The following is a 24,516-nucleotide window of genomic DNA, read 5'->3' as shown; positions in this document are numbered from 1 at the left end:
TCTATCACAACCCTCAACTTACACCATAGTCTAGAAATCATTAGAACAAGAATTAAAACCAAGAGACACCTTCTCCAAGAGCTTCTTGAAACTCTATTCTCTTATAGGACCTAGTCGGTAACTAACTACCTATGACAACCATGTTGTGCCCTGTGGTTTCTTTGACATACAGATCAATGGAACCCAGGAGTGACAAAACGTCAGCACTAACATTCTTGGTATCCAAACCGGGCTGAACAACATAAAACTTATATTCTTTCCTAAGGCGCCCACCATGTTGTCTTAGCAACTCAAAGTCACGAAACTCTCCTTTTTCCAACCGACTAGATTTACTAGCGTTAACACGCGAACGCTCCCTTTTCTTCAACTGATCTATCAACTTATCAAATTCGCCAACCCATTTGCAGCACTTAACGACCTGCCCACAGACTTCATAAAAATCAATAATGCGCGACCCTGGGGAAGCACCATGGGAATACTTAAGATGAAAAAACTCTATCACCAACACTTCACCTTCATTCCTAAATGAGACTATGTCTGCTACCTCATTAGCTCCATCGTCATCAAATACAATCCAACTTTCATGCTGTTGTACAATTTTAGAAATTACGGCATATTGAATAGTATCTTTATTTTTTTCCTCTCCTTGGGATTCTCTCCTCACGTTGACACCCCAGGACCACTGTTTCAACAGACCCACTCTATAATGAGGAATTGTGAAATCATCCGGACGAACAATATGCAAGTTCTCAAATAGCTTAGAACCGTCCTCAAAGAATACCGAAGGTGATTCCTCATTATCAAAAAACTCCTCCAACAGCCTTTTTCCATCTTTATTATTTAAATACAAAAAATCCCCGCTTAACCTTTTAACTTGATACCCATTCTGAGAAATCGTATAGCTGTATTTTTCTGAAAACCCACCAACAGAAACATCAAAATCAATCTTGCCCGACTGGAACTCAAAAATTGAGAAACAGGCATCCTCAAGGTTATAGGATCTCCCCATCACCTCTAGACTTACTGATGAGAATCCATACTCGAACAAATAGTCAGGCCAATCCAGGCATATTGGAACTAAGTCAGGGACATGGCTGACCTCTCTTGTTCTCATAACCTTATCCAATATCGCATTGGGGTCTATAAGATCATCATTTAGCTTACTTCCTATTTCTCGACACCAATCTATCCAATCAATAACTGGCGCGCTACTCATAGACCACACTCGACCTTTATAAGAGCAGCCTATGCTAACTTTCGAACCGCTCTCAAACCCTTTTCCAAATAAGTTTGATTTGTAAGAGCCACCCTGCGCCAAGTCATTGATTGCAGTTTCGATATCTATACCTGTATACATCACATAGCGCAAAGGGCCACGCCTACCTTTGTTAAGCCCAGCGTTCTGTAAAACCAGCCTTTCGATGTTACCAAAACTTTTGAAAACATGATCACCTTTCAGGAGGTCTGGATTCTTTGCCAGACATTTCACCAAACGAGATCTAGCTCCTGTTTTAGAAGAATCATGTATAAATAAGAGTCCCTCCTTTTCATCATGGAAGGCTATAACAAGACGCCACTCGACTTGAGACAGCTCAGACAACGGGGCCCATTTAGTAGAAATATCTATCTTTGTCACTAACACCAGAATATTAGGATCTGATATCTTTATTGAAGCTACTAGCTTCTCACCTCTTTCCAAAGGCACTTTAGATATTTCAACATCAAAGTTTGCAGAATCAACCTTGTACACAATTGCACTTAGCGCAGGCTTTATATTTTCCAGCGGAACTTCATTTCCTGTTGTCACTGAATTCTCAATAAGCTCTTGGAATTCCACCTCTCTCTTAATGCTTGCCTCGCTTATTCTTTGGAGAGACCTATTCCAATCAGGGTCTTCTTCATACAGGCTCTTTAAAGTATCTTCGACCTTTTGGTCACAGATATTCGCTACAAAGGTAGGGTTTCCTAAATCAGGACGATCTCGCACAAATCGCCCAGCAAACTGCAGAGTTATAGGCAGACTTTTATGTATATCATGCAAGGCGCAAACTTTTAGCTCTGGCAAATCAAAGCCCTCCCCTAGCATGTTAACACAAACAACAACACGGTGTTCTTTCTCAACAACTGCTTTCAACTTTTTTTTCTGACCAGCCATCCCGCTATAAATAACCACTGGATTTAAGTCACCGTAATTTTCCTTGTAAATCTCCCCCACGTCGTTTGCTCTTTGCTTTGTCTCACACCTTGCCATAAGGATGTGATCGTAGCCATTCGACAAATCTTCTCGCAGTTGAGCTACTGCTGTTTCAGCGACTTTCTCATCACCAATGATATCGCTGACTTCATACACGGACTTAAAAGTAATGTTTCTAAAATAACCACTTTTTTGCGCCAGGGATATCGGGTAGTTGTAAATTATCTTACCCCCTACTTTCTCCCTATCCTCCCTAAACGGAGTAGCTGTAAACTGAACAACATCTTTTCCAGAAAATGCCTCTTTCACAGATCGCCAGATTTTAGCTTTAACGTGATGGGCTTCATCTACAAATAAGTGACTACAAGCTTGAAAAAGCTTTTTCTTGATCTGTGGACCTGAGAGGTTAAGAGAATGCGGCGTGGTCACAATCACATTAGCGGACAGAAGGAAACTAAGCTCTTCATTACTTTCAAGCCTTCCTGAGATTAACGCAACTACTGGGTTGAGAGTTTCTTTATGTATCGCATTTAACTCCCTTAGCTTTCCCAAACTGATGCACTTATTGAAAGTTTGTTCGCGCAAGCTATCTGTCGGCACCACTACTAATGCTTTATCAACCGGCAACCCACATATGGAAGCTAACATTGTTTCAGTTTTTCCAGTTCCTGTCGGCATCACAACAGTAACATCTTTTCTTTCGTGCCCAGTCAAGTGAGACAAAATAGAATATAGTGCTGAAACCTGAGGCTGCCGTAAGCTTTTAATTTCATAACAGGGGTCAAGCGCGTCGACAGGAGTAACTTTTAGAGAAGTTCTCCAAGACTCTTTGACAGCTTCTGAAACTTTCTCGAAGCTCTTAACTAATAGATCATCTCTACTAGATGAAAAACACAGCTTAACGTTTCCAAGTTCCCTCTCTATAACCCTATCTTCTCTGCTTGACATATCCCTGCCTCATGGTTGTCATTTGTAACTGACTTAATAGCTTTACTTTTTCCAGCAAATCAAATCCATCAGCTTATTATAGGAGTTCACGACCTCATGTTTCACATCCGCCGTCGCGGCGGTGTCGAAAAATTTATAAAATCGGTGGCAGACCCTCATTATTTCACGCATTTTCTGACCGGTAAGTCGACAGCTCATTTGTTTGCCTGCACATTTTGCGCTGACTTGCCCGCCAGCAACTTGAGTATCAACAACGCAAATTGCCGCCCTGTTTCCTCTTATGTTCGCTGAGGACGTCGAGCACGGCGTCAGTGACCTTCTTTGGGAATAGGACGTGCATCACCTGGTCTTCGCTGTGATTGCGCACCTGAGCCCTAACCACTTCTTTGCGCTCGATGCGGTCGGTTATGCCGTTGGCGAAGTGCAGCTTGTCGTCATCGCTGACCTCGGGGCCGTAAAGATCGTTGAGCCGGTTGATGATCTCGGCCAGGCGCTGCCTCTCGGGGTCGCGGGGCTTGCCAGAGCGAGCATCGTTGACCGAAGTAAGGCCGTAGTCCTCCCCAGCCACTGCCAGGAGAAGGCGTTCCTCCTCAAGCTTGATGAGGCGATAGTGGGGCAATTCCAGCCAGCCGACATACTCCCAGCCGCCGGCAGACATGACCTTGGTGACGTTCCACTGGGACTGAGCTTCCCTGCTGTTCGCCATGTCATCCCCTGCGCGTGGCGTAATTATACGTAACAGCCTAGCGTTTAAAGGATATAAGGAGAAGTCTACTTAGGCCGTTAATCCGCCAGGGCACGCCGCATCATTGTCGAAGCCTGCCCAAGGCCTGCACCAACAGCTCCAGTGATTGTCGGTGCTTATCCGAATGCATGTTATGAATGTTGGCGAGCTTCCAGCGCACGGCTGGCAGCCGATCGACACCCGGCAGCGGAAGCAGCGTCCAGTCAGGCGCCCCCTGCTTGAAGGACAGAAGGAAGCGAACGTCTTCATCCGTCATCAGCTGCCCCAGCCGCGACAGCAGCTCATTACGGACGCTCTCCAGCTCCTGCAACTGAAGGTCAACCCTGGCCATCCCGACAAACTCCTGTCGGTAGACGTCATCCAACGGTTTCAGCCGTGGGTTGATCACTTCGTTCAAGGGCCTGGGATGCCCCAGCAGATAGACCAGGAAACCTTCGAATACACTGCGATCCAGGCCGCCCTGGTTCAGCAGCAGCTTCACATCGAAAAGGTCCCGGGGGTGCTGGCGATCCAGCGCGGCGCAAATCTTGCCGCCGTACAGGTCCGGCAGTGACACCACCTGCACCGCCGCGAAGCCGTAATCATCCTCCACGGCTTCAACGACATCGCGCTCCCGAGGCAGGTGCAGGGTGCCACGCAGTACCGGCGATACCTCGACCTTCACCTGGCTACGCCCTCGGCGTACCAGAATCCTCAGCTCATCTCGGCGATTATCCTGAAGCTCGGCCCGTACGCCTGGCAGTCTGGCGCTAAAGGTCCCTGCCAGTCGCTGCAGCGCCTCACGACAGCGTCGCAGCGCCTCGTCTCGGGGCTCCAGCGGCAGGTAGGCCAGGTCGATGTCGACCGATAGACGGGGTAATGGCTGCACGAAGAGGTTGATGGCCGTACCGCCCTTCAGGGCGAAGCACGGCTCGTCATTGAGGAAAGGCAGCAGCGAAACCAACAGCCTGACCTGTTCATGGTAGCGAGCTTCAATCGGCATGCAGGAACGCCTCCGGCACCGTCACGTGATATTCCCTGTCCAGCTTGCCGCCCTGGCAGAGCTGCCGCTTGCCTTTGCCGAGATCCAGTCGGCGTGGTTCCAGACGACCGTACCAGGCATGCCCGGCGTGGCGAGCCAGCACCAGGAAGGCCCGCTTCGTTCTCACCGAACGGCACCCCTCCAGCAATGCCTGCAGCCGGCGCGGGCGCAGCGTATTGAGCCCGCCGAAGGTGTCCACCAGCTCACTGCCGAACAGCAGCGCATTCGGCGTCACGGCGATCCACTCCAGCACCGCTCGTTCGGGGGTCGATACCTGCAAGCTGAAGGCCCTGCCATCCGGCGCGTAGTCCGTGAAGCTGCCGGGAAGCTGCACCGACAGGCCCTTTTCGGAGTGAAGCATCATCCGCCCTGCCCACTCGGCATCACTCAACCAACGGGGCAGCCGAACGGCTTCCTTGCGATACAGGTGCGTCGTGCGCTCCCCCATGTGCAGGTAGTGGGAAAAGCCATGGAGTGCGAGGGCAGTCTGGCCACCCGGCCAAAGCGGTGGTAAGCCCGTGTCGTCGCTCGCCTGCAAGGCGAAAACAGCGCTCTCCCAGGTAAGAGGCTCCCCCGCTTGGCAGTAGGCGCCGTGCCCCACGCGTTGCAGCCAGCCACTGCTGGCCAGCTTACGCGCCTGATCCGAGTTGACACCCTGTGACGCCAGCCAGGCGGTCGTCACCACGGCGCCATACGGGATCTTGTGCAGCAGCTGGTTTATTTTCACGTAAAAAAGCGGCCTTAAATTCCGTCTTCAGAGTGAAGAATAAACCACGCTGGTTTATCTTCAAGCACAGAAGCGCCATTAAAGGCCGCTTTTTGCGTAGAATTTAAACCTAAGCCGAGTCTCCGGCCCTGCTTGAGCCGAATTCAGCGGGAGGAAGCTTGAGGGACGAAGCCAGGCTGAGAAGGCCGCTGCAGGGGGACAAAGCGGCCACACATCACGTCAATCCTGATAGTGCGTGTATTTTTTCGCACTTCCCTTCACTTGGTCGGCGGGATATTTTTCCGCATTCTTCTCCATCTTCGCCCGGCATGCCGCTTCGATATCCACGTCCAGCTTGCCCGCCAGCCGGATAAGATAGAGCTGAACATCGGCAATCTCATCGCGCACGGCGGCCAATTGCTGCTCATCCAGCTCCCTGGACTGCACCTCGGTCAGCCACTGGAAACATTCCTGCAGCTCAGCTGCCTCCACCGTCAGCGCCATGGCCAGGTTCTTAGGCGAGTGGAACTGGTCCCAGTCGCGCTCGGTGGCGAACTGGTCCATGGCGTCGCGAAGCTTCTTGAACGGGTCGGACATGTGTCACTCACCTGGTTCTGCAAAATCGAATAGCGGTGAGCATGCCTGCTCTGCCGCTCGCTATCCAGCCGGCATCGGCATAGGCGACCATCCGGCCGCCCACTCGCTCACAGCACGGAGAGGAATTCGCCGATGACCTTCAGGTCCTCGAGCTCTTCCTCGAGCACGATGTCCTTGTAACCGAAGGCGTTGGTCTGGGGCTTCAGCACGATGCGCTGGTTCACGAACTCGCCGTACTCCTCGATCTTCTCGCTCTGATACAGCTTGATAGTGAAGCTGCCGCCGTGGTCCGGGTCCTCAATGGCGCGATGCTGTACCACGATGACCTTGCCTTGCCGTGTGCCGCCAGGGTTGGCACGGAACAGGCACCAGGCGCCATTGGGAATGCGCCGGTTCATCGACTCCCCCACCACCCGGCTGACGAACAGGTCGGGGCTCGCCCGCATGAAGTCCGGCAGCTCGACCCAGTGCTCGGCGTCGGCGATCTGCATCTCGCTGAACTCGCCGGCGGCGATGCTCAAATCGTACACGGGCACATGGCGCTCGAACGGCACTGCCTCATCACGCGTCACGATGGGAAGGTGCAAGCCATCCAGCGTCTCGGCCTCTTCAGCCAGATCGGTATGCTCGGTAGCTGCCTGCGCACGAGCGAAGGCCGCGAAGTACTCGCGGGTCTCGGGGTCCGTGGCATAGACGTAACAGCCCTTCTGGCCCCGCGTCATCAGCGTGCGATAGGTGTTCTTGATGATCTGGTCTGCCAGGGCACGGGCATGCTCGGGCTGCTCCTTGAGCATCTTCTTGTAGCCATGCACCGAACGGTCCTGCCCTGCCCGCTTGGCCGCGTCCGTCACCACGCGGCCGTCACGAATCACGAAGTCGTCGCCGATGATGACGCCAACGTAGTCGAACTCGAGCCCCTGGCAGGTGTGGATGCAGCCGACCTGCTCTGCTGATCCATCGGCGATCGCCCACAGCATGCCGTCGTCATCGAGGTTCCACTGGGCGGCGAAGCCATGTTCGGGAAACACGATGTCCATGGCCTGCTTGTCTTTCTTGCTCGCCCAGGGCCAGCAGTAGCCCGCCACCATGCGTGCCTTGTTGGCCTTGCGGTTCTTCTCGAGAATCGCATGGCGCATGGCACTCGGGTCATCGAACACCTGGAAGTCGTAGTCGATGTCCTCCAGGTCGGTGTTGGCCGTGGTGCGAATCTGAAGGGCATGATCGAGCCAGGCCAGATAGCCATCCGAGCCGTTGCAGCGAAACTGCGACGCCAGCTCAAGTTCGTGGACATCAGTGCCGCACTCGGCTGCCCGCCGCCGGATCTCCTCAACCGTGCCCACGTCCTTCAGCGTCACGCGCTGCGCTTCATCGATGAAGAAGATCGAGAAGCGTGACGCGGCGAGCACCTCCTTGATCTGGCTCTCGCCCAGATTCTGATACATGCCCGACTTCTCGTTCAGGCGGTGCGCCTCGTCGACGATCAGCGCATGGAAGGTATCCGGCTCGGCGTTGACGTAGCTGCCCGAGCCCTTGAACAGGTTGTCGATGTGGGTCTTCTTGCGCGTGCCGGTCAGCTTCTTCTTGAAGACCTCACGAGGGGCGGAGTTGCGCGAGACGTACTGGGTCATCATCTCGCGCTTCGTCAGCTCCACCAGCAGGTTGATGGCCACCACCGACTTGCCGGTACCTGGCCCGCCCTTGACGATCAGACACTGCTTGTTGCCGCTGCCTGCGCGATGCGCAAAATCGATCGCGGTTTCATAGACCAGCTTCTGGTCGTCGATCATGAGGAACTCGGGGTTGCCCTGCATCATCGAGGCCAGGGCATCCGCCAGGTTCTTGCTCGGCTTGATCACACCGTGCTCGATGCGATACATGATGTTGTTGCTGTCGCCGTACTTGATGTGCTGGCTCAGAAACGCCGAGAGCTTCAAGGCATCCTGCGAGATGAAGACCGGGGCACGGCGCGTGTGATGCTCGTAGAAGGGATCATTGATAGCGTTCCCCTGCTTCATGTTATGCAGGTAGGCGCAGGGCACCAGGCGGATCGACTCGGAGCGTACCGTCTCGTTGTAGTCCTCGATCAGCGCGCCATAGGACCACGCCTGATACGACGGATGGTTGGTCTCGCGTACGCCGCCGCCCAGCTGGGTGCGAACGATGGCGTCCTTCTTCGTCACCTCGACGGACTGCCACTGCTTCAGCTCCACGATGACCGCCGCGTCGTCCCGCTGATGATTCTTACCGGTCAGGATGAAGTCCACACGGCGATTGGTCAGCGGGATGTTGTATTCGATGGCCACCCCCGCCGACGCGGGAATCGCCTCGTCCAGCAGCGCGCTCATCATGAAGCGAAGAGAGTTCTCCCACGACGTCACCTCACTACGCGGCGAGTTTCGGTTCAGCCTGCGTGCCACCTCGTTCTCGATGGCGTCGGTGATGACGTTGGCTCGTACATCGTCGATGAACTGCTGCTTGGTGGCGTTATAGACCAGCATTCCCCAAAAGTTCCCTTTTCGGTCAGTTAGTTATAGGTTTATAGCATGAATGAATTTGACAATTATGCACGCTAGCGGCTGCCACAGCACAGATCAGAGCTAAAAAGCTGGGAGGGCTTGGGTCTGTGCATACGGGCTTCGGTGCCCAGCCTAACTATCTGTTTTTCGTCGTTTCAGTTCAGCCCGCGCCCAAGCAGATGCTTCGGCCATGTCCCGCCGCAGTTCATCCAGTTCTTCGGAAGTCAGCCACCGAACCGCCGGCTCCCCGCTTTCTGGGTGCGCCTCGCCGACCTGCTCGACGGTCTTGGTTTCCAGCTCTTTCCGCTGTTGTCGGCGTGTCTGTTCGTCCATGCGCTCCTCTTGGCGGTCAGACAGCCATTGGCCGCCTGACCTATGGTTGGTCAATGGCTCCCATGATGTCAGAAGCCAGTATCGGAAAATCCCGCCGCTTCTGAAAATGGGGTTATCCCGGTTTCAGCTCCTACATCGTTGCTAGATACCATCTCTGAGATCAAATATAGATATGATGCAAGTGCCACTCATCAAGAGTGGCACCTGGACACCAGACATTATTTATATAGAAAAGTCAGGTTGATGATATTGCATTGACGACTTTTACTCTCAGAACAGCAACAGTGCCAGACTAATGATAATGCCGCTCACCGCCAACACAACTGCACAGAACCCCATGATATCTCTAGCCTTGAGACCTGCAATCGCAAGGGCAGGTAAAGCCCAGAACGGCTGCAGCATGTTGGTCCAGCTATCTCCCCAGGCAAATGCCATTGCCACAGTTGAGATGTCGGCATTCAGTGCCTGGGCAGCCTCCATGACAATCGGCCCCTGCACTGCCCACTGGCCACCACCCGATGGCACAAACATATTGATTACGCCAGCAGAGAGAAAACTCCAAACGGGTAGTGTGTCTGCCGTTGAGATGTTAACGAACATTTGTGCGAGGTCACCGGCCAAGCCAGATTGAGACATGATACCCATGAGGCCAGCATAGAAAGGGAACTGAATGATGATGCCGCTGGCGCCTTTCACCGCTTCATTGATTTGCGCCAGAAACTGACTGAGATTCTTGTGCAAGCCGATACCAACAAAAATCAGCGAGAAGATAATGACATTGAGGTTGAGGCCTCCTCCTTTGACTACGTAAAGAACCACCGCGGCTATACCTGCCGAAGAGATGAGCAGTGCAGGCCAGATTGAGTGCTCGAGGCGTTCTGCTGGACGTGACACGTCATCATTCGATGGTTTCGGCTCATCTTTAAAGTCGGTAAAAGACACCGTCTTGCTGTTTTTCATCATCAGGTAATTGGTGAGAGGAAGCGCGACAAAAATTGCCACGACAAGACCAATATTCAAAGGACTGAACAATGTTTCGCTGGTAGGAATCAGGCCAACACTACCCTCTAGAAAGTGACCAGGAGTCGCTAGGCTAAGAGGTATCGATCCAGACAACCCAGCATGCCAGACAAGGAAACCAGAATAGGCACTCGCAATCAGCAGCCGATAGTCGACGAATGGTACGCGCTTGGCCAACTCCTTGGCTAGCACTGCCCCAACCACAAGCCCTATACCCCAATTCAACCAGCTAGCCAGAAGTGACACCACGGTCACGATGATAACCGCACGCCCAGGAGTTCTGGCTGAACTAGCGATGCGTAACGTCAGAGACTTGAACATTGGCGTAGTGGCCACTACGAAACCTGCAACCAAGATGAGAACCATCTGCATAGCAAACCCATGCAGACTCCAGAACCCATCCATCCAATAGCCGAGAATATCGGCAGGAGCGTCCCCCCTGAATGACACGCAAGCCAGCATAATCATAATTGTAAGTACGATAACTATGACTAATGGATCAGGAAGGTATCGGTCGAAAATACGTGTCAACCCATTGGTGACTCCACCGAAGAACCTGTTGTTCTCACTGGCATTTATAGTATTGTTTGACATTATTGTTCTCCTGAATATAATTTTAACCTTGATGGACAAGTATTGCTGCTGCCAAGTCCTCCAGTGCGGTACCAACTGCCTTGAATACCGTGCATTCCTGCTGCGAGCTTCGCGTAGGGCATCGACGTAGGCAGAGGTCTTCCAAAGTCCCGATGACGGCATCGGGGCTCAGGGCACCCGAATGTATCGGTTGAGTCAGATCCCCTGACTTTTCCAGAGCTTCTTCGGTATCAATGAAGAGAGCATTAGCAACCACTGCATCGGTATCCGCCTCGCGCATACTCGGCGTAAAGCTGCCGATCAGATCGAGATGACTGCCAGGGGACAGCCAGGCTCCTTTGACTAATGGCTGTGTCGACAAGGTCGCGCAGGTGATAGCATCTGCCCAGCTCACTGCCATCTGAAGATCCTCGACGGCGCGGGCCTTGAAGCCATCTTGATTAAGCTGCATCACCAGTCGTTCCGATGCGACGGGATTGATATCCCAGACCGCGACTTCTTCGATTGGCAATACTTCCCGATAAGCGTAGGGAATCAGGCTACCCACACGTCCTGCCCCCAGTAGCGTCAAGCGCGAGGAGGAAGGGGATGCCAGAAATTTGGCTGCTAGTGCTGAAGCGGCAGCTGTGCGCCTTGAAGTGATCTCGTTACCATCGACTTGAGCTACGGGTTCTCCCGTATCACGGTTATACAATGTGTAAGTCGAGAACAATCCGGGTAGCGATTTGCTAGCATTGTTAGGGGCAATGTTGACGGTTTTAATTCCCATAAACCCGACATCACTCCAGGCAGGCATTATCAGTGTTGTCAAGGGTGTTTCCGGCGTTCCGATGTCGTGAATGTGCCTACGGGGCGTTGTACAGCCATGCTTGAACATACTTTCAAGCACTGGGATTAAACGGGAAAATGGAAGTGCCTCTCTCGTCTCTTCACTGGCATAGATTCTCACACTCAACTCCTTCTTAAATAATTCACACATCAAGTTCCAAATTGCTCACAGGAACAGCCTGGCAAGTCAAGCAAATGGCCGGGTCTTCCGGCTCCTGGCCATTCAGGTGATAGACTTGCCCGGAAATAATGCGAACTGCGCAACTTTCGCACTGCCCTACCCGACAGCCGCTGGGTAGGTTTATACCCTGAGCCTCCGCAAAATTAAGGAGCACCCCTTCCGCTGAGTTCCACTTGTAACTTCGAGGATTTGAGCGTCGGAAGGAGACACTGTATTGCTTGTCATTATCGACAGTGAGAGTCGCAGGAGACCGAAACACCTCACTAAAAATATCGAATCTGGGAACTCCCCTCTCAACTAGCTGATTGGTAATAGCTGTCATCATCGGGTTCGGACCACACAGATAAAACCGTGCCCGACGTTTGATCAGAGAGTTCGGGACAACGTCAGCCGACACTAGTTCATTGGAGTCGTAGTCAACCCCCTTGATCTCGGTCGCTAGCGGATCGTTGTAATAGTTGATCACTGTCAATCCGGCCAGACGGGTTTTCAACTCGTTGACACGCGATGCAAAGGCATGGCTCTGACTGTTTCTGTTCGCATAGTGCAGCCATACCTCAGGCATGTCGTCAGACTGTGCCAGAGTCTCCAGGTAACTGATAAAAGGTGTTATTCCGATTCCCCCGGCGAAGATAACGACGGGTTGATGCATTGTGGTAGGCAAAACAAAGTTTCCACCGGGCGAGCCAAGGTGCACTTCCTGCCCAGTCAGAAGATGCCTGTGAAGATAACCTGACATCCGGCCCTCAAAAGCATTACCTTTCTCGTCCGCTCCCCGTAAGTGGCGAACAGCTATGCGGTAGCTAGTCCTGTCTTGTTCTTGTGCAGTGCCGGTCAGGGAGTATGCACGGACGAGTTGCTCGTTCGAGCCGTCCTTTCCAACGCGCATAGTAATGTGCTGGCCGGGCAGGTAATCAGGAAGCAGGGAGCCATCTGAGGATGCTAGTTCGATAGCTAAGACATCAGCCGTCTCACGCTTTATGGTACGAACCCGGAATGGCCTAAAACCTTCCCATGTGCGTCGTCTGATATCTTGAGCAGGGTCTCTCTGAATATCACAGTGGAACGAACGCATCGGCACGGAGCCACTGATTGGATCCGAATCACGCGCGCTGATCAGAGCATTGTAGTTGCTATTACCATCACCTATGACAGCATATCCGCCTCGCCCAAGTTCGTTACAGCTTTGCCACCACCCGAATTCCGCGACAATTACTCCAGCATCTAAATCCGGGCTCAAGCTGGCGCAGAAACGAGCCTGCCCTTCTGTAGTATTGATCACCACCCAATCACCCTTCGTTATACCTTTTTTAGCCGCCAATTCAAGGCTGAGTTGGGCAACAGGCAAAGGCGACCTCTTGCGCAGCGACACAATAGAACGGTGCTGGCTATGGCAGAAAAATCCGTTTTTTATTGAAGTGAGCGTATAAGGGTATTTTGAAGAAGCTTTGTGGTCCGTGAGCACGCCTTCGGCTTTGGGCAGCGGGTCATAACCATAACGCAGCAGCATTTCTGAGTAGAGCTCGACCCTCCCGGTGAGTGTTTCGAAGCCTTTGATCTTACCATTGCTGATACAGCTGTACTTCTTCGGCTCCTGTGTCAAACTGTAACGCACACCTTCCGGCTTCTGGCGCAGCTGGGATACGGTCAAATCCAGCGGTTCCAGCATCCAGTTCCAGCCAGCCTCGAGACTACCGTTAAAAAAGAGCTCGTCCATTCCCAACGCTTTTGCCAAAGCGAATACAATCTCAATGTCGGATTTTGATTCTCCCCGGGGTGAGACTGCCCGCTGACGGAGCTGAACATGCTCCACCGCAACGTTGTTGATCTCGAATCCGGCACGCAGTGCTTCTCTCTCCCAAGGCGTATTAACCGGTAATATAATGTCGGCAAAGCGAGAAGATGGAGTTTCAAACAGGTCGCAATGCACATGGAATTCGAGCTGCTGCAAGGCTGCTTTTCCCAGCTCGACATCTCCTTGGCTGGCCATCATGTTAGTGCCGAATCCTATGAGTGCTCGAACACGATAAGGCTGGCCGAAGACGATGGCTCGATATAGGTCCCGAGCAGTAACCCAACCTTGGGCAGGAGGTCCAAGTGGGCGTTGGCCAATGCCCAGGGCTTTGTGTAATTGCGCCGGTTCAATAAGCTCTAATCCTTTGATTGAACGAACAGGAACTTGTGCGTATACGCGGTTGCCACCAAGAACATCGAAGCTGCCCGTCAGAGCGTAGAGAATGGAAACGGCACGCTCGGTCTGTGTCGCGTTGCTATGCTGCCCGATGCCCGTCCATGAATGATATGCAACGCGTTTACTGGCGCTTAGCAATTCCGCAGCCTGGATCATCGAATCGGTGTCAACGCCAGAGATTCGCTCGACGACATCGGGCGTATAGGGAGCACAAGTACGCTCAAGCAAAGCTAATACAGGCTCGCATGTAACTACTTCACCATTGACCAGCGACACACGATAGCGCCCAGCCAGTGCTGCACGGACTCCATGAGAAAGTGACGATCCGCTGTGTGGGGTATAACAAACCGGTGCATTGACCTCACTGTCCCACACGACGAAGCTATCGAGAATTGGGTCATCCCCTTGCGTCCGCGCAAACTCACAGTCTTCTGCTCGCAACAGCGTCCCATCATCAGAGCGGACCAGAAAAGGAGCATTCGTCCAGCTGCGAACGAAATGATAATCAAAGCTTTGGTGCAGTAACATCTGCCGCACCAGGCCCAACGCAACCACCATATCGGTACCGGGGCGTACTCGAAGCCAGACATCCGCACTGGCCGCCAGTGGCGTCTTACGCGGATCGACCACTATCATCCGTGCCCCTTTATCTCTCCCTTTGCCGATTGCATTTGCTTGGCTGAGCCACGTGCTCGTAGGATTATGGCCCCACAGCATAATGAGATCAGCGTTAGCATAGTCAGCCGTAGGCATACCGCAGCCGAATGTAAAGGCATGGGCATAATCTTTGTGCCAATTGCAGACCTCAGTGCCATAGCAAATATTGGGGCTTTGAAAGGCTCGGACAAATCGCTCAACCCAATCGATGCTATCCGACATGGGCGTACCACTGGGCGTGGTCACACCAAACGCAACTGATTCCGCCCCTGATTCGTCTTTAATCTCCGATAGTCTCGCCGCGATAGTGGTGATTGCTTCGTACCAGGAAATTCTTTCCCAGCCAGGGTCTTCTGCGGTCTTTGGCTTTGTTCGACGCATCGGGTAGAGCAGGCGGTTGGGGCTATGAACCAGCTCGGGAGCAGCACGGCCCTTCATACACATGGCTGCGCCAGTGGGATGATCAGTGTCCGGCTCCACCTTGATAAGGCTATCGCCATTTACATGATTAATGGTCCCGCACCGCGATCGGCATAAGGTGCAGTAACCTCGCTTCTCTTCGACTGGCATGGGGAAATCTCCGGCCACAACGTTGATCTTCTTATCAACGAACCTAGACTCCGCATGACCTCATTGCTAATATAGATTATGAATTCATCAATATTGATTTTTTCAATATGAACACGGGCATAACCCTCCGACAATTGGAGTACCTAGTGGCACTGGCGGAAACGGGCCAGGTGACCCGCGCCGCCTTGCGCTGTCACGTCTCTCAATCGTCGATGACAATTGCACTAAAGAACCTGGAGCAGAGCCTCGGAGCTCAACTGTTCCAGCGACATGCCAAGGGCGTCCGCCTGACGCAAGCTGGGGAACGATTCGCGCGCCGGGCGCAAGACACGCTGTTGGGGGTCGAAGACGCCATAAAGGAAATCCAACGCTCCCCTGACGACCTGCATGGACAGATCCGGATCGGTGTCACTGAGACGATATCCGCTTACTTGATCCCATTGTTGTTAGTATCGCTTACTGGGCAATTCCCTAACCTGAATATCATAATGGAAGAGCGCGACAGGGCCAGTATCGAAAAGGGGCTTCTGGAAGACTGCTTCGATCTAGCGTTCATTCTTGTCTCCAACATGCAGGTCCATGACGAACTAGAGCACGAGACAATGCTGCGGTCTCCCAGGCGGTTATGGCTCGACAGCGAGAGTCCTCTTCAGCATCCGGAAAGTCTTACTCTTGATGAGATTGCCGAGAGCGATTTCATTCTTCTGGACATGGATGAACACGTAGAAACGGTGAACCACTACTGGGGGGAGCATGGCCTCGCCCCCAAGGTCGCATTCAAAAGCAGTTCGCTAGAGGCTGTTCGCAGCCTCGTGGCTCTCGGAAAAGGAGTCACGATCCTATCAGACCTGGTGTATCGACCATTTTCTCTAGAAGGACGACGCATCATTCGGCGCGAACTAAGTGAAAGCCTCCCGACGATGGATATCGGCTGCGTATGGAAGAAGAGAGATGAGCTTCCGCGCAATATTATCGCCGTTAGAGACTTCATTCGACGAACAATTAGCGAGCAAGTCAATTAAACTCGAGACAGTGACGATAGAAAGGTAGAAAACGGTAGGTTTAATGCCCGGCATCAGACGTCTTCGATGTCAGGCGGCCCCACCGGTGAACAGCAGCGAGACGTCGGAGACCCGCGGCAGACCAGGACCGAGGCGGCCGTCGTAGCCACGGTGCTTATGCTCGCCGGTGATCGCCTTCTTTACCTTCTTTCACTCCACCCCGAACGGAGGGTTGGAGAGCATGAAGTCGAAGCGCTCGCCAGACAGCTGGTCGTCGGAGAGCATGCCGAGGGTCAGCGGCGAGGCGTTCGAAGAACGGCTGATCCGCCGCGCGCAGCAGCAGCTTCTCGCGCACCGCCTCGGGCTTGGCCTGATGGGCGTGGGCTTCACGGAGCACCGCGTCCTTGGTGGGCTCCAGCACGCACTCCAGGCGGCGCAGTAGGGTGAAGGGCAGGATGATCCGGCCATACTGGGATTGACGGAAATCGCCGCGCAGCAGGTCCGCCACGGACCAGATGAAGGCCGCCAGTTGAGAATGACTCTCCGTGTTCACGATGCTTCCCCACGTCTTATGCTGTTCAGGACTGATTGAGGCGCATCATACACGCAGGGCTGGGGCTCTCAGCAGCCCTGCCAGCGCGGAGGTATGCGCGCCCAGATAGAAGGTGTTCAAAGCACACCGCCCGCACCGCACGGTTTTCCTTGACAGCGAAGCAACTCTTCATCGAGCCTGTCCCGTGTCCTAGGACGCGGGACATTCAATCTTGGTGGCAGTATGAAAAGTCAAGACATAGGTCTGCTGTTGAAGCTAGTGGCTCTCAGAAGCCGGGAAAATCATGGCTCCAACCGTCATGCTGGCAAAGGCTCGAAGGCGCTTCCCGATGACTGGCGGGACTGGGCGCTTGATGACGTCGACATCGAGTTGCATCAGGACTGCTTGCCTGGGGTTGAAGACGATCAGTTGCTCGCCCGTTATAGCGTGCGGGCCCTGGCCGAGGAAACCGGGATAAGCAAAAGCCAAGTTAGCCTGGCCCTGCAGCGCTGTCTGGAGGTTGGCCTGATTCGCAAGGATCGCAGGAGTGGCGTGCCACGCACCAACGCCCGGGCCCTGTTCAACTTCATTGTGCATGGGGTGCGCTATGTGTTCCCGGCAAAGCCCGGCGAAATCACCCGCGGTATCGCGACGACCTTCGCCGCGCCAGTATTGGAAGGTCAACTTTACAGCTCGGGTGAGCTACTGATGGTTTGGCCGGATGCCCGGGGCAACAGTAAGGGCCAAGCCATTGAGCCGCTGTTCAAGAGTGTGTCCTACGCGGTGCGTCGCGACCGCGAGCTGTATGCCATGCTGGCCCTGGTCGATGCGATTCGGCTTGGCCACCCTCGCGAGAGCAAACTTGCCGCCGAGAAGCTGGCAGAGTACCTGGAGTAACGAATGAGCCTATTCGATGATCAGCGCGACATGCTGCGCCAGGTGGCCGAAGCCTTGGGAGAAGAGCTGCGAGAGCAAGTGGCTTTCGTAGGCGGCTGTACGACCGGGCTGCTGCTGACCGATCCCTTCACCCGCGAACAGGTGCGTAGTACCGATGACGTGGATCTGATTATCAGCGTCATGACCTACGCCAGCCTGCAACGCTTCAAGGAGACACTGAAGGCCCAAGGGTTCAAGGAGCCCTCATCAATGGACGATGACATGCCCATCTGTGCTATGAAGCTGGGTGAGTTGCGGGTCGACCTGATGCCGGACAATGACGAGGTGCTGGGCTTCACCAACCTTTGGTATCGCCAGGCGCTTGAGAGTGCCGAACCGGTCACTCTGAGCGACGGCCTTTCCATTCGCGTGGTCAATCCCCCGCTTTTCGTCGCCACCAAGCTTGAGGCCTACAAGGGGCGCGGCCAGAATGATCCGTTGGAAAGCCGCGACATCGAAGACATCCTCAACCTCGTGGACGGCAGACCCGAGCTCTTCGAGGAGGTGCGCAGCACCGATAGCACACTCCAGGCCTATATTGCCGCCGAACTTGCTCAGTTGCTCGACAATGATCTCTTTGGGTATGCCGTGCAGAGCCAGGCCAGAGATCCGGACCGCGAAGCGCTACTCTTTGAGCGTCTGGAGATCCTGGCCGGAGAGAGAGGCTAATGCAGGCCAGTTGGTTCAGCCGGCAAGGCGGCGAGCGAACTCGCAACAGTGATGCCGCAGCCGTGAGCCAGCAAGACCAGCACCTCCTGGCGGTGCTGGTCGACGGCGCAGAGAAAGGCCCCGGAGGCGCAGAGCTAGCCCGGCACTGGGCCGATGTCGTATTGCAAGTGCTGGCCGACGCATCTGCTCGCTCACCGGCGGCGGTTCATGCTCGCCTCAAACAGGAACAGACCCGACTCCGGCACGGCTTCCTCCACGATATCGCCAGCTACTGCATGATCCGCCTCGACCTGAAGACACTTGCGACGCAAGTCTGGCACTGCGGCGACTGCCGGGTAGGCCTACAGCTCAAAACCGAAACGCGATGGCTGACCACACCACATATTCTGGCGCAGCAGCCCGGTTTACCGCCCCCTCGTTCAAGCGAAGAGCAGGAAAGGCATGAACAGCAACTGACCAGGTGCCTTAACGCCAGGCGTTTCAGAACCCCCGATTACCAAGCCTTGACGCTGCAGCAGGGCCAAACTCTGCTGCTCAGCACCGACGGCTACTGGAAGGAGTATCTTGACGCGAGCACACCAGAGCACAGTCTGCGCGACGATGCCAGCCTGCTCACTTTGCCGGTTGAGCAAGCTTCCCTTGTTGACATCGGCCAGGACTCGGATACCGACAACCTTAACCATCTTTAACAAGGTAAGCCGACGTTGCGCGATGAGACACAACTCTTCACCGGACACAATATGGACGAGCCTGTGAGATACAGGTAACGAGAAGAAGGCAGGAAGAAAAAAACCTAAACGCTTGTTTGATGGTGGGCCCAGCAGGACTCGAACCTGCGACCAAAGGATTATGAGTCCTCTGCTCTAACCAACTGAGCTATAGGCCCGTATCAGCGGTTGCGTATGATAGCGAATGCCGCCGGCCGAGGCCAGCGGCATGGCGATCCGACCGAGTCATTCCAGCCCCAGAATGGTATAGGGCGCTTCGCAGGCGTGGCGCTCGTCACGTTCGTCGACGCTGCCGAGCTTGAGGTTGCGGTCGTTGTCATAGGCCACGAACAGTCGCTCGCGGTCGAGCACCGCCAGGCCTTCGGCCTTGTGCTCGAACTCCAGCGGCGCGCCCTCGGGGGTGGTTACCAGCCGCGGGATTTCGCCGTCGCGGAATTCCTCCAGGCTCATCTCCCACAGGTAGCCGCCAATGCGTTCCTCGCCGCCCTCCTCGACCTCGAAGCTGGTCAGCAGGTAGAGCCGGGCGTGGTAGGGGTCGTATTCCAGGCTGGAGAGCCCGCACTCGAAGCGCACGCCGGCCTGGTCGTGGGGCACAAAGCTGAAGTGCTCGCGCAGGGCGTCGACGAACTCGATGTTGCCGTTGTCGGTGATCTGGTAGTGCGCCCCCACCACGCGGCTCACGTACGCGAAGTCGTCGTGAGCGTTGCCCTGTTCGCGCACGCCGAACAGCAGCAGGCCATCGCCGCGGTCGCCGGGCACCGCGGCCAGCCCCTCGATCTTGTAGTAGGGAAAGCCGATGGCCGCGTCGAGCTTGCGGCGCAGCTCCAGCGAGCCCTCCACGCCGTCGCGCGGGTCGGGGTCCACCACCTGCACGGCTTCGGGCTCGCCCAGCGGCCAGATCAGCAGGTGGTTGTAGTCATTCAGCGCATGGCTCTCGTCGTCGATGCGGTCGAAGCCGGTCGCCGCCAGCACGTGGCGGCCGTCGGTGGTCAGCGCGAAGTCTTCGTACTTCACCGCCTGCTGGAGCCGCTGGGTGGTGAAGTATTCCAGCCGCGTATCGTCGGGGCCTTGCGGCGTCAGCGGTAGAGCGAACACCGCAGAGCGCTCGTCGCCGGGCACCGGCTTGTCGCTGGCCAGCAGCAGTCTCTCGCCGTCGTAGAGTACGGCCGAGATCTCGGCGTTGACGATCTCGCCGCCTTCGTCGCGCAGGCCGGCGGGAAAGCAGTGGATGGTGCCTTGCTGCAGGATCCGGGCGTTGGCCATGGGTAGCCTCCGTGTGGGAATGGCGAAGCTTGCCCAGCCTAATACAGCCGCCGGGCACTGCGCGATGACCTCGCAGCCATGCCAGCTCTGGCGTACCCGGGCCATCTCATCGGACGCCCCCAGCCAGCCGTGCCACCACTCTGATTCGACCATAGCCACGAATAAGAACCTTTCTTGCTCTTTGCATATTTAGCTATACTCGCCCGCGTTTCATGCAATTGACATCCATTATCAGAACGATTCAGAGATCCCATGAACCCACGTTACCTCGCCGCCAGCGTCGCGGCCCTGACCGGCGCCCTAGCCGGCCCGTCTTTCGCCCAGGCCAGCGCCCAGGCCACGGATGAGGCTGACATTCAGGACACCATGGTGGTGGTCGGCTCGCGCACCCCCACCGAGATCAGCCGCATTCCCGGGGCAGTCTGGGTCGTCGACCAGCAGCAGCTGCAGACGCAGCTGCGCACCGGTGCCGACCTGAAGACGGCCCTGGGCAAGCTGGTGCCCGGCCTGGACCTGGCGCCGCAGGGACGCACCAACTACGGCCAGAACATGCGCGGGCGCAGCGTGCAGGTGCTGATCGATGGCGTCTCGCTGAACAGTTCTCGGGGCCTGTCGCGCCAGTTCGATAGCATCGATCCCTTCAATATCGAACGCGTCGAGGTGCTCTCGGGGGCCAGCAGCCTGTACGGCGGCGGCGCCACCGGCGGCCTGATCAACATCATCACCAAGAAGGGGGATCGAGAGGGCATCCACCTGGCCACCGAGGCCGGCATGACCTCCGGCTTCAACGGCGCCGACGACCTGGACTACCGCCTCGCCCAGTCGATGAGCGGCGGCAACGAGACCGTCCGCGGCCGCCTCGCTGTGGCCTACCAGGACAACGGCCGCCACTTCGATGCCGGCGGCAACGAGATCTTCCCCGACATCGCCCAGACCGACCTGCAGGACAATCGCAGCATCGACGTCATGGGCGGCCTGGACGTGCAACTGACCGAGCAGCAGAGCCTGCAGTTCGGCGCCCAATTGTACCGCTCCGGCTACGAAGGGGATCGCGGGGTCTACTTCCCGAACCTGGACGCCGCCAGCCCCGACCTGAACGACGCCGAGATCCGCGACGGCTATTCCTCCGACCGCGATCCGGCCACCGACCGCAAGATGGTCAACCTGCAGTACCACCATGCCGACCTGCTCGGCCAGAATTTCTACCTGCAGGCCTTCCACCGCGAGGAGGAAGCCAGCTTCCAGGCCTTCCCCTACCCGGTGGCCGGCGGCTCAGAGTTCCGTGCCTCCCAGCAGAACACCGACCTCTCGGGCCTCAAGGCGCTGTTCGATGCCGACCTCACCGACACCCTGTCGCTGACCTACGGCCTGGATCTGGACCGCGAGTCCTTCGACGCCAGCCAGATGACCTTCGACAAGGCCGTCTCCGACGCCACCGGCGGCCTGGTGCAGGAAGAGGCCGGCGTGACGCCGCGCTACCCCAGCTACCGGGTCGACGGCATCTCGGCCTTCGCCCAGGGGGAATGGCAGGCCACCGAAGGGCTGCAGCTCTCCGCCGGCGTGCGTCGCCAGCACATGGACGTCGAGGTCGAGGACTTCCAGGGAATTCCCGGCGGCGAGAACGACTATGACGCCACCCTGATCAACGCCGGCGTCCTCTACGACTACGGCAACGGCCACCAGAACTGGCTGCAATTCAGCCAGGGCTTCGAGCTGCCCGACCCGGCCAAGTACTACGGCAAGAGCGCCGAGGTCAGCGTCGACCAGAACCCGCTGTCCGCCATCAAGACCGACCAGGTCGAACTGGGCTGGCGCTACAACAGCGGCGCCTGGATGACCCAGGCGGCGCTCTACTACGCCTGGTCCGACAAGGCCGTGGAAAATGCCGAGGATCTCAGCGTCAGCGTGGTCGAGGAGAAGAAGCGCGACTACGGCTTCGAGGGCGCCGTGACCCGCTACTTCGACAGCGGCCTGGAGGCCGGCGCGACCCTGCACGTGGTGCGCTCCGAGCAGGAAAACGCCGACGGCGAATGGGAGAAACGTGACGCCCGCTACGCCTCGCTGTCCTCTGCCACCGCCTTCCTCGGCTGGCAGGACCTCCAGGGCGAGCGTTCGGCGCGCCTGCAGGCCAACCACGCCTTCGACCTGGAAGACGACAACGACCGCAAGATCGACGGCTTCACCACCCTGGACCTGAACCTCCGCCAGGCCCTGCCGGTCGGGGAAGTCAGCCTCGGCGTGGCCAACCTGCTGGACAAGGAGTATTCCACCGTCTGGGGGCAGCGCGCCGCGATGTTCTACTCCCCCTATTACGGCCCGGAATACCTCTACGACTATCAGGGCCGCGGTCGCACCTATACCCTGACCTGGTCCATGGACTACTAGGGAAACGCTGCTTCATTGCTGCGATTGCCCCACCCCGCGCCCACCCCTCGGTGGGCGCTGTCGTTTCGCCGCCCGCCATTTTGATAACGATTACCATTTGATATAAGATGCCGACGTTTCCCTTCGGCGGTGGATGTGCCATGACTCTCGCGCTGTCGCAGCTCTATATCGGCCCCCTGCAGCACCTGCCACCCCCGCAGGTCGCGGCGACGCCCGCGGCCGACAGCCTGCCCGCCCGCCAGCTACTCGACCCGGCCTACCTGGCGGCGCTGCTCGAGCGCTTCGGCGTCCAATACGGCAACGGTGATCGCCGGGCCGTGGCCTCGCTATGGTCCAAGTGGCATTTCAGCGCGCTCTGCGCCCATGGCCTGGCCGCCAATCTGCTGCTGGAGCGCGACCTGCCACTGGGGCTGGACGAGCTGCACCTCTCTCAGTCGCCGGAGGGCCAGACCACCGGGCTCCACCTGCTGCACGCCGGCCGTCCGCTCGATGAGCTCGACGGCCTGTCCCGCTTCGCCACCCTGCTCGATGGCCATCTGACGCCGCTGATCGAGGCCCTGGCCTCCCTCACCGGGGCCTCACCGAAGGTGTTCTGGAGCAACGCCGGCAACTACTTCGAGTACTTCGCCAGCGCCCTGCCGAGCCACCCCATGGCCTCGCCCCACGGCGCCGACGAGGCCCACCGCCTCATGGCCAGTCGCCAGCTGGCCGACGGGCGCCGCAACCCGCTGTATCGTCCGGTGCGCTACGTCGAACCCGACGACGCCGAGGCGCCGCGTCGGGTGCGCCGGCTATGCTGCATCCGCTACCTGATCGACGAGCTCGGCTACTGCGGCAACTGCCCGCTCGAATGCCGACGCGATGCCCGAGCGGCAAAGGCAGCCTCATGAGCGCGATCGCTTCCCAGGTGCGCCAGCATACCGCCCGCGATCTGCAGGCCTACGGGCGGCGTTACGGCATCGATTACCGGGTGCCCGCGCTGCACGCCAGGGCCGAAGAACCGGTGGTGCGCGGCGAGGTCCGCGAGATGGCCCTGGGTCAGGGCATGGAGCTGGTGGCCTCCGACGTGGAGGTGCTGCATCGCTACGACTCCCGCTCCCGGGCGCCCTCGCCGCTGTCGATCGTGGTCATGCTGGAGGGTCGAGCCGAGGTTCGCCTGGCGGACCGCCGCCTGGTCCTGACGCCGGGTACGGCGCTGAGCGTGCAGCTCAACCGCCGCGATGGCCTGCAGGCCACCCAGCCCGCCGGGCAGCGTATCCGCGCCCTGACCCTGGGACTCGACGCGTCGCGCCTGGCAGAGCTCGGCGCGGCGCCTGCGGGACACGAGGGTTCGCGCATGCATTCCTGGCAGCTGCCCACCCCGCTGCGTCAGGGGCTCGAACAGGCCCTGGCCTCGCCGCTGCCCGAGCGCGCCCAGGGCCTGCTGCTGGAAGGGCTCGGCCTACAGCTCCTGGCCCACGGCCTGCCCCCGGCGATGGCCCGGGCGTCCGGCCCCGCGATGCCCCTGCCTCCCGGGGAACACCAGCGCCTGGAGCGGGTGCGCGCCGCGCTTGAGGAGACCCCTGCCGCCGAGCACCGTCTGGAAACCCTGGCCCGGCTGGCCGCCATGAGCCCCGCCAGCCTGCGGCGCAAGTTCCAGGCCGCCTTCGGCCGCAGCGTCTTCGACTACCTGCGCGAATGCCGATTGCGCCTCGCCCACGACTATCTGCGACGTGGCTACAGCGTGCAGCAGGCCGCCCACTTCTGCGGCTATCGCCATGCCTCCAACTTCGCTACCGCATTCCGTCGCCGCTACGGCGTGGCGCCGAGTTCCCTGCTCCACGACGACTGAGCATCGCGCATAGAGCAGTGAGCATTGCGCATACCTCGACCCGCCCCATTAAAAGCAATAATTCTCATTA

The 24,516-nt window shown here is 56.9% G+C and carries 19 protein-coding genes and 1 tRNA gene; 7 read left to right on the top strand and 13 right to left on the bottom strand.

Annotation, left to right across the window (positions count from 1 at the left end):
• Positions 1–121 precede the first annotated feature (121 nt).
• From ACGTN6_RS02020 to ACGTN6_RS01975, 10 genes are all read right to left on the bottom strand, one after another.
• The gene (locus tag ACGTN6_RS02020; protein WP_394589556.1) at positions 122–3,142 is read right to left on the bottom strand and encodes a DEAD/DEAH box helicase; all 3,021 of its coding nucleotides are present in this window, start codon (positions 3,140–3,142) and stop codon (positions 122–124) included.
• A 247-nt stretch (positions 3,143–3,389) separates the two neighbouring features.
• On the bottom strand, positions 3,390–3,848 hold the full coding sequence (locus tag ACGTN6_RS02015) for a hypothetical protein (RefSeq protein ID WP_394589555.1): 459 nt from the start codon (positions 3,846–3,848) through the stop codon (positions 3,390–3,392).
• A 100-nt stretch (positions 3,849–3,948) separates the two neighbouring features.
• The gene (locus ACGTN6_RS02010; protein WP_444875038.1) at positions 3,949–4,830 is read right to left on the bottom strand and encodes a nucleotidyl transferase AbiEii/AbiGii toxin family protein; all 882 of its coding nucleotides are present in this window, start codon (positions 4,828–4,830) and stop codon (positions 3,949–3,951) included.
• Positions 4,831–4,858: 28 nt separating this feature from the next.
• A complete protein-coding gene (locus ACGTN6_RS02005; RefSeq protein WP_394589553.1) occupies positions 4,859–5,635 on the bottom strand; it encodes a type IV toxin-antitoxin system AbiEi family antitoxin domain-containing protein in 777 nt (258 codons plus the stop codon).
• A gap of 219 nt (positions 5,636–5,854) precedes the next feature.
• Entirely contained in the window at positions 5,855–6,211 is a 357-nt protein-coding gene (locus ACGTN6_RS02000) for a nucleotide pyrophosphohydrolase (RefSeq protein ID WP_394589552.1), read from the bottom strand.
• Between the two features lie 107 nt (positions 6,212–6,318).
• Positions 6,319–8,709 carry a DNA/RNA helicase domain-containing protein gene (locus tag ACGTN6_RS01995; protein WP_394589551.1) on the bottom strand — a complete coding sequence of 797 codons (2,391 nt, stop codon included), beginning with the start codon at positions 8,707–8,709 and terminating at the stop codon, positions 6,319–6,321.
• 150 nt (positions 8,710–8,859) lie between these two features.
• Positions 8,860–9,060 carry a hypothetical protein gene (locus ACGTN6_RS01990; RefSeq protein WP_394589550.1) on the bottom strand — a complete coding sequence of 67 codons (201 nt, stop codon included), beginning with the start codon at positions 9,058–9,060 and terminating at the stop codon, positions 8,860–8,862.
• 270 nt (positions 9,061–9,330) lie between these two features.
• Complete coding sequence (locus tag ACGTN6_RS01985; RefSeq protein ID WP_394589549.1) at positions 9,331–10,674, bottom strand: short-chain fatty acid transporter; 1,344 nt, start codon at positions 10,672–10,674, stop codon at positions 9,331–9,333.
• 22 nt (positions 10,675–10,696) lie between these two features.
• A complete protein-coding gene (lhpI, locus tag ACGTN6_RS01980) occupies positions 10,697–11,623 on the bottom strand; it encodes a bifunctional Delta(1)-pyrroline-2-carboxylate/Delta(1)-piperideine-2-carboxylate reductase (RefSeq protein WP_394589548.1) in 927 nt (308 codons plus the stop codon).
• Between the two features lie 22 nt (positions 11,624–11,645).
• Positions 11,646–15,101, bottom strand: a complete 3,456-nt coding sequence (locus tag ACGTN6_RS01975; RefSeq protein ID WP_394589547.1) for a molybdopterin-dependent oxidoreductase — start codon at positions 15,099–15,101, stop codon at positions 11,646–11,648.
• 107 nt (positions 15,102–15,208) lie between these two features.
• Between ACGTN6_RS01975 and ACGTN6_RS01970 the strand changes: the two genes are divergently transcribed.
• Positions 15,209–16,123, top strand: coding sequence for a LysR family transcriptional regulator (locus ACGTN6_RS01970; protein WP_394589546.1), 915 nt, complete (start codon positions 15,209–15,211; stop codon positions 16,121–16,123).
• Positions 16,124–16,277: 154 nt separating this feature from the next.
• On the opposite strand, the gene ACGTN6_RS01965 is transcribed toward ACGTN6_RS01970, so the two are convergent.
• A complete protein-coding gene (locus tag ACGTN6_RS01965; protein ID WP_394589545.1) occupies positions 16,278–16,655 on the bottom strand; it encodes a type I restriction-modification system subunit M N-terminal domain-containing protein in 378 nt (125 codons plus the stop codon).
• 222 nt (positions 16,656–16,877) lie between these two features.
• Here ACGTN6_RS01965 and ACGTN6_RS01960 point away from each other — a divergent pair, with 222 nt between their 5' ends.
• The 3 genes from ACGTN6_RS01960 to ACGTN6_RS01950 are packed head-to-tail and all read left to right on the top strand — an operon-like array spanning position 16,878 to position 18,928.
• A complete protein-coding gene (locus tag ACGTN6_RS01960; protein WP_394589544.1) occupies positions 16,878–17,531 on the top strand; it encodes a MarR family transcriptional regulator in 654 nt (217 codons plus the stop codon).
• A 3-nt stretch (positions 17,532–17,534) separates the two neighbouring features.
• Positions 17,535–18,239: a hypothetical protein gene (locus tag ACGTN6_RS01955; protein ID WP_394589543.1), complete on the top strand. Its 705-nt coding sequence runs from the start codon at positions 17,535–17,537 to the stop codon at positions 18,237–18,239.
• Positions 18,239–18,928, top strand: a complete 690-nt coding sequence (locus ACGTN6_RS01950) for a PP2C family protein-serine/threonine phosphatase (protein WP_394589542.1) — start codon at positions 18,239–18,241, stop codon at positions 18,926–18,928. The genes ACGTN6_RS01955 and ACGTN6_RS01950 overlap by 1 nt, the downstream gene beginning before the upstream one ends.
• A 120-nt stretch (positions 18,929–19,048) precedes the next feature.
• Here the strand turns inward: ACGTN6_RS01950 and ACGTN6_RS01945 are convergent.
• Positions 19,049–19,125 (bottom strand) — tRNA-Ile (locus ACGTN6_RS01945).
• 67 nt (positions 19,126–19,192) lie between these two features.
• On the bottom strand, positions 19,193–20,230 hold the full coding sequence (locus ACGTN6_RS01940) for a hypothetical protein (RefSeq protein ID WP_394589541.1): 1,038 nt from the start codon (positions 20,228–20,230) through the stop codon (positions 19,193–19,195).
• Between the two features lie 252 nt (positions 20,231–20,482).
• On the opposite strand from ACGTN6_RS01940, the gene ACGTN6_RS01935 reads away from it, so the two are divergent.
• From ACGTN6_RS01935 to ACGTN6_RS01925, 3 genes are all read left to right on the top strand, one after another.
• Positions 20,483–22,615, top strand: coding sequence for a TonB-dependent receptor (locus tag ACGTN6_RS01935; RefSeq protein ID WP_394589540.1), 2,133 nt, complete (start codon positions 20,483–20,485; stop codon positions 22,613–22,615).
• Between the two features lie 140 nt (positions 22,616–22,755).
• Positions 22,756–23,505, top strand: a complete 750-nt coding sequence (gene fhuF, locus ACGTN6_RS01930; protein ID WP_394589539.1) for a siderophore-iron reductase FhuF — start codon at positions 22,756–22,758, stop codon at positions 23,503–23,505.
• On the top strand, positions 23,502–24,446 hold the full coding sequence (locus ACGTN6_RS01925; RefSeq protein ID WP_394589538.1) for a helix-turn-helix transcriptional regulator: 945 nt from the start codon (positions 23,502–23,504) through the stop codon (positions 24,444–24,446). Before fhuF ends, ACGTN6_RS01925 begins: the two co-directional genes overlap by 4 nt.
• Positions 24,447–24,516 lie beyond the last annotated feature (70 nt).

The sequence above is a fragment of the Halomonas sp. B23F22_20 genome, from assembly GCF_043496985.1.
Classification (GTDB): domain Bacteria; phylum Pseudomonadota; class Gammaproteobacteria; order Pseudomonadales; family Halomonadaceae; genus Halomonas.
This window is presented reverse-complemented; position numbering and strand designations above follow the sequence as displayed.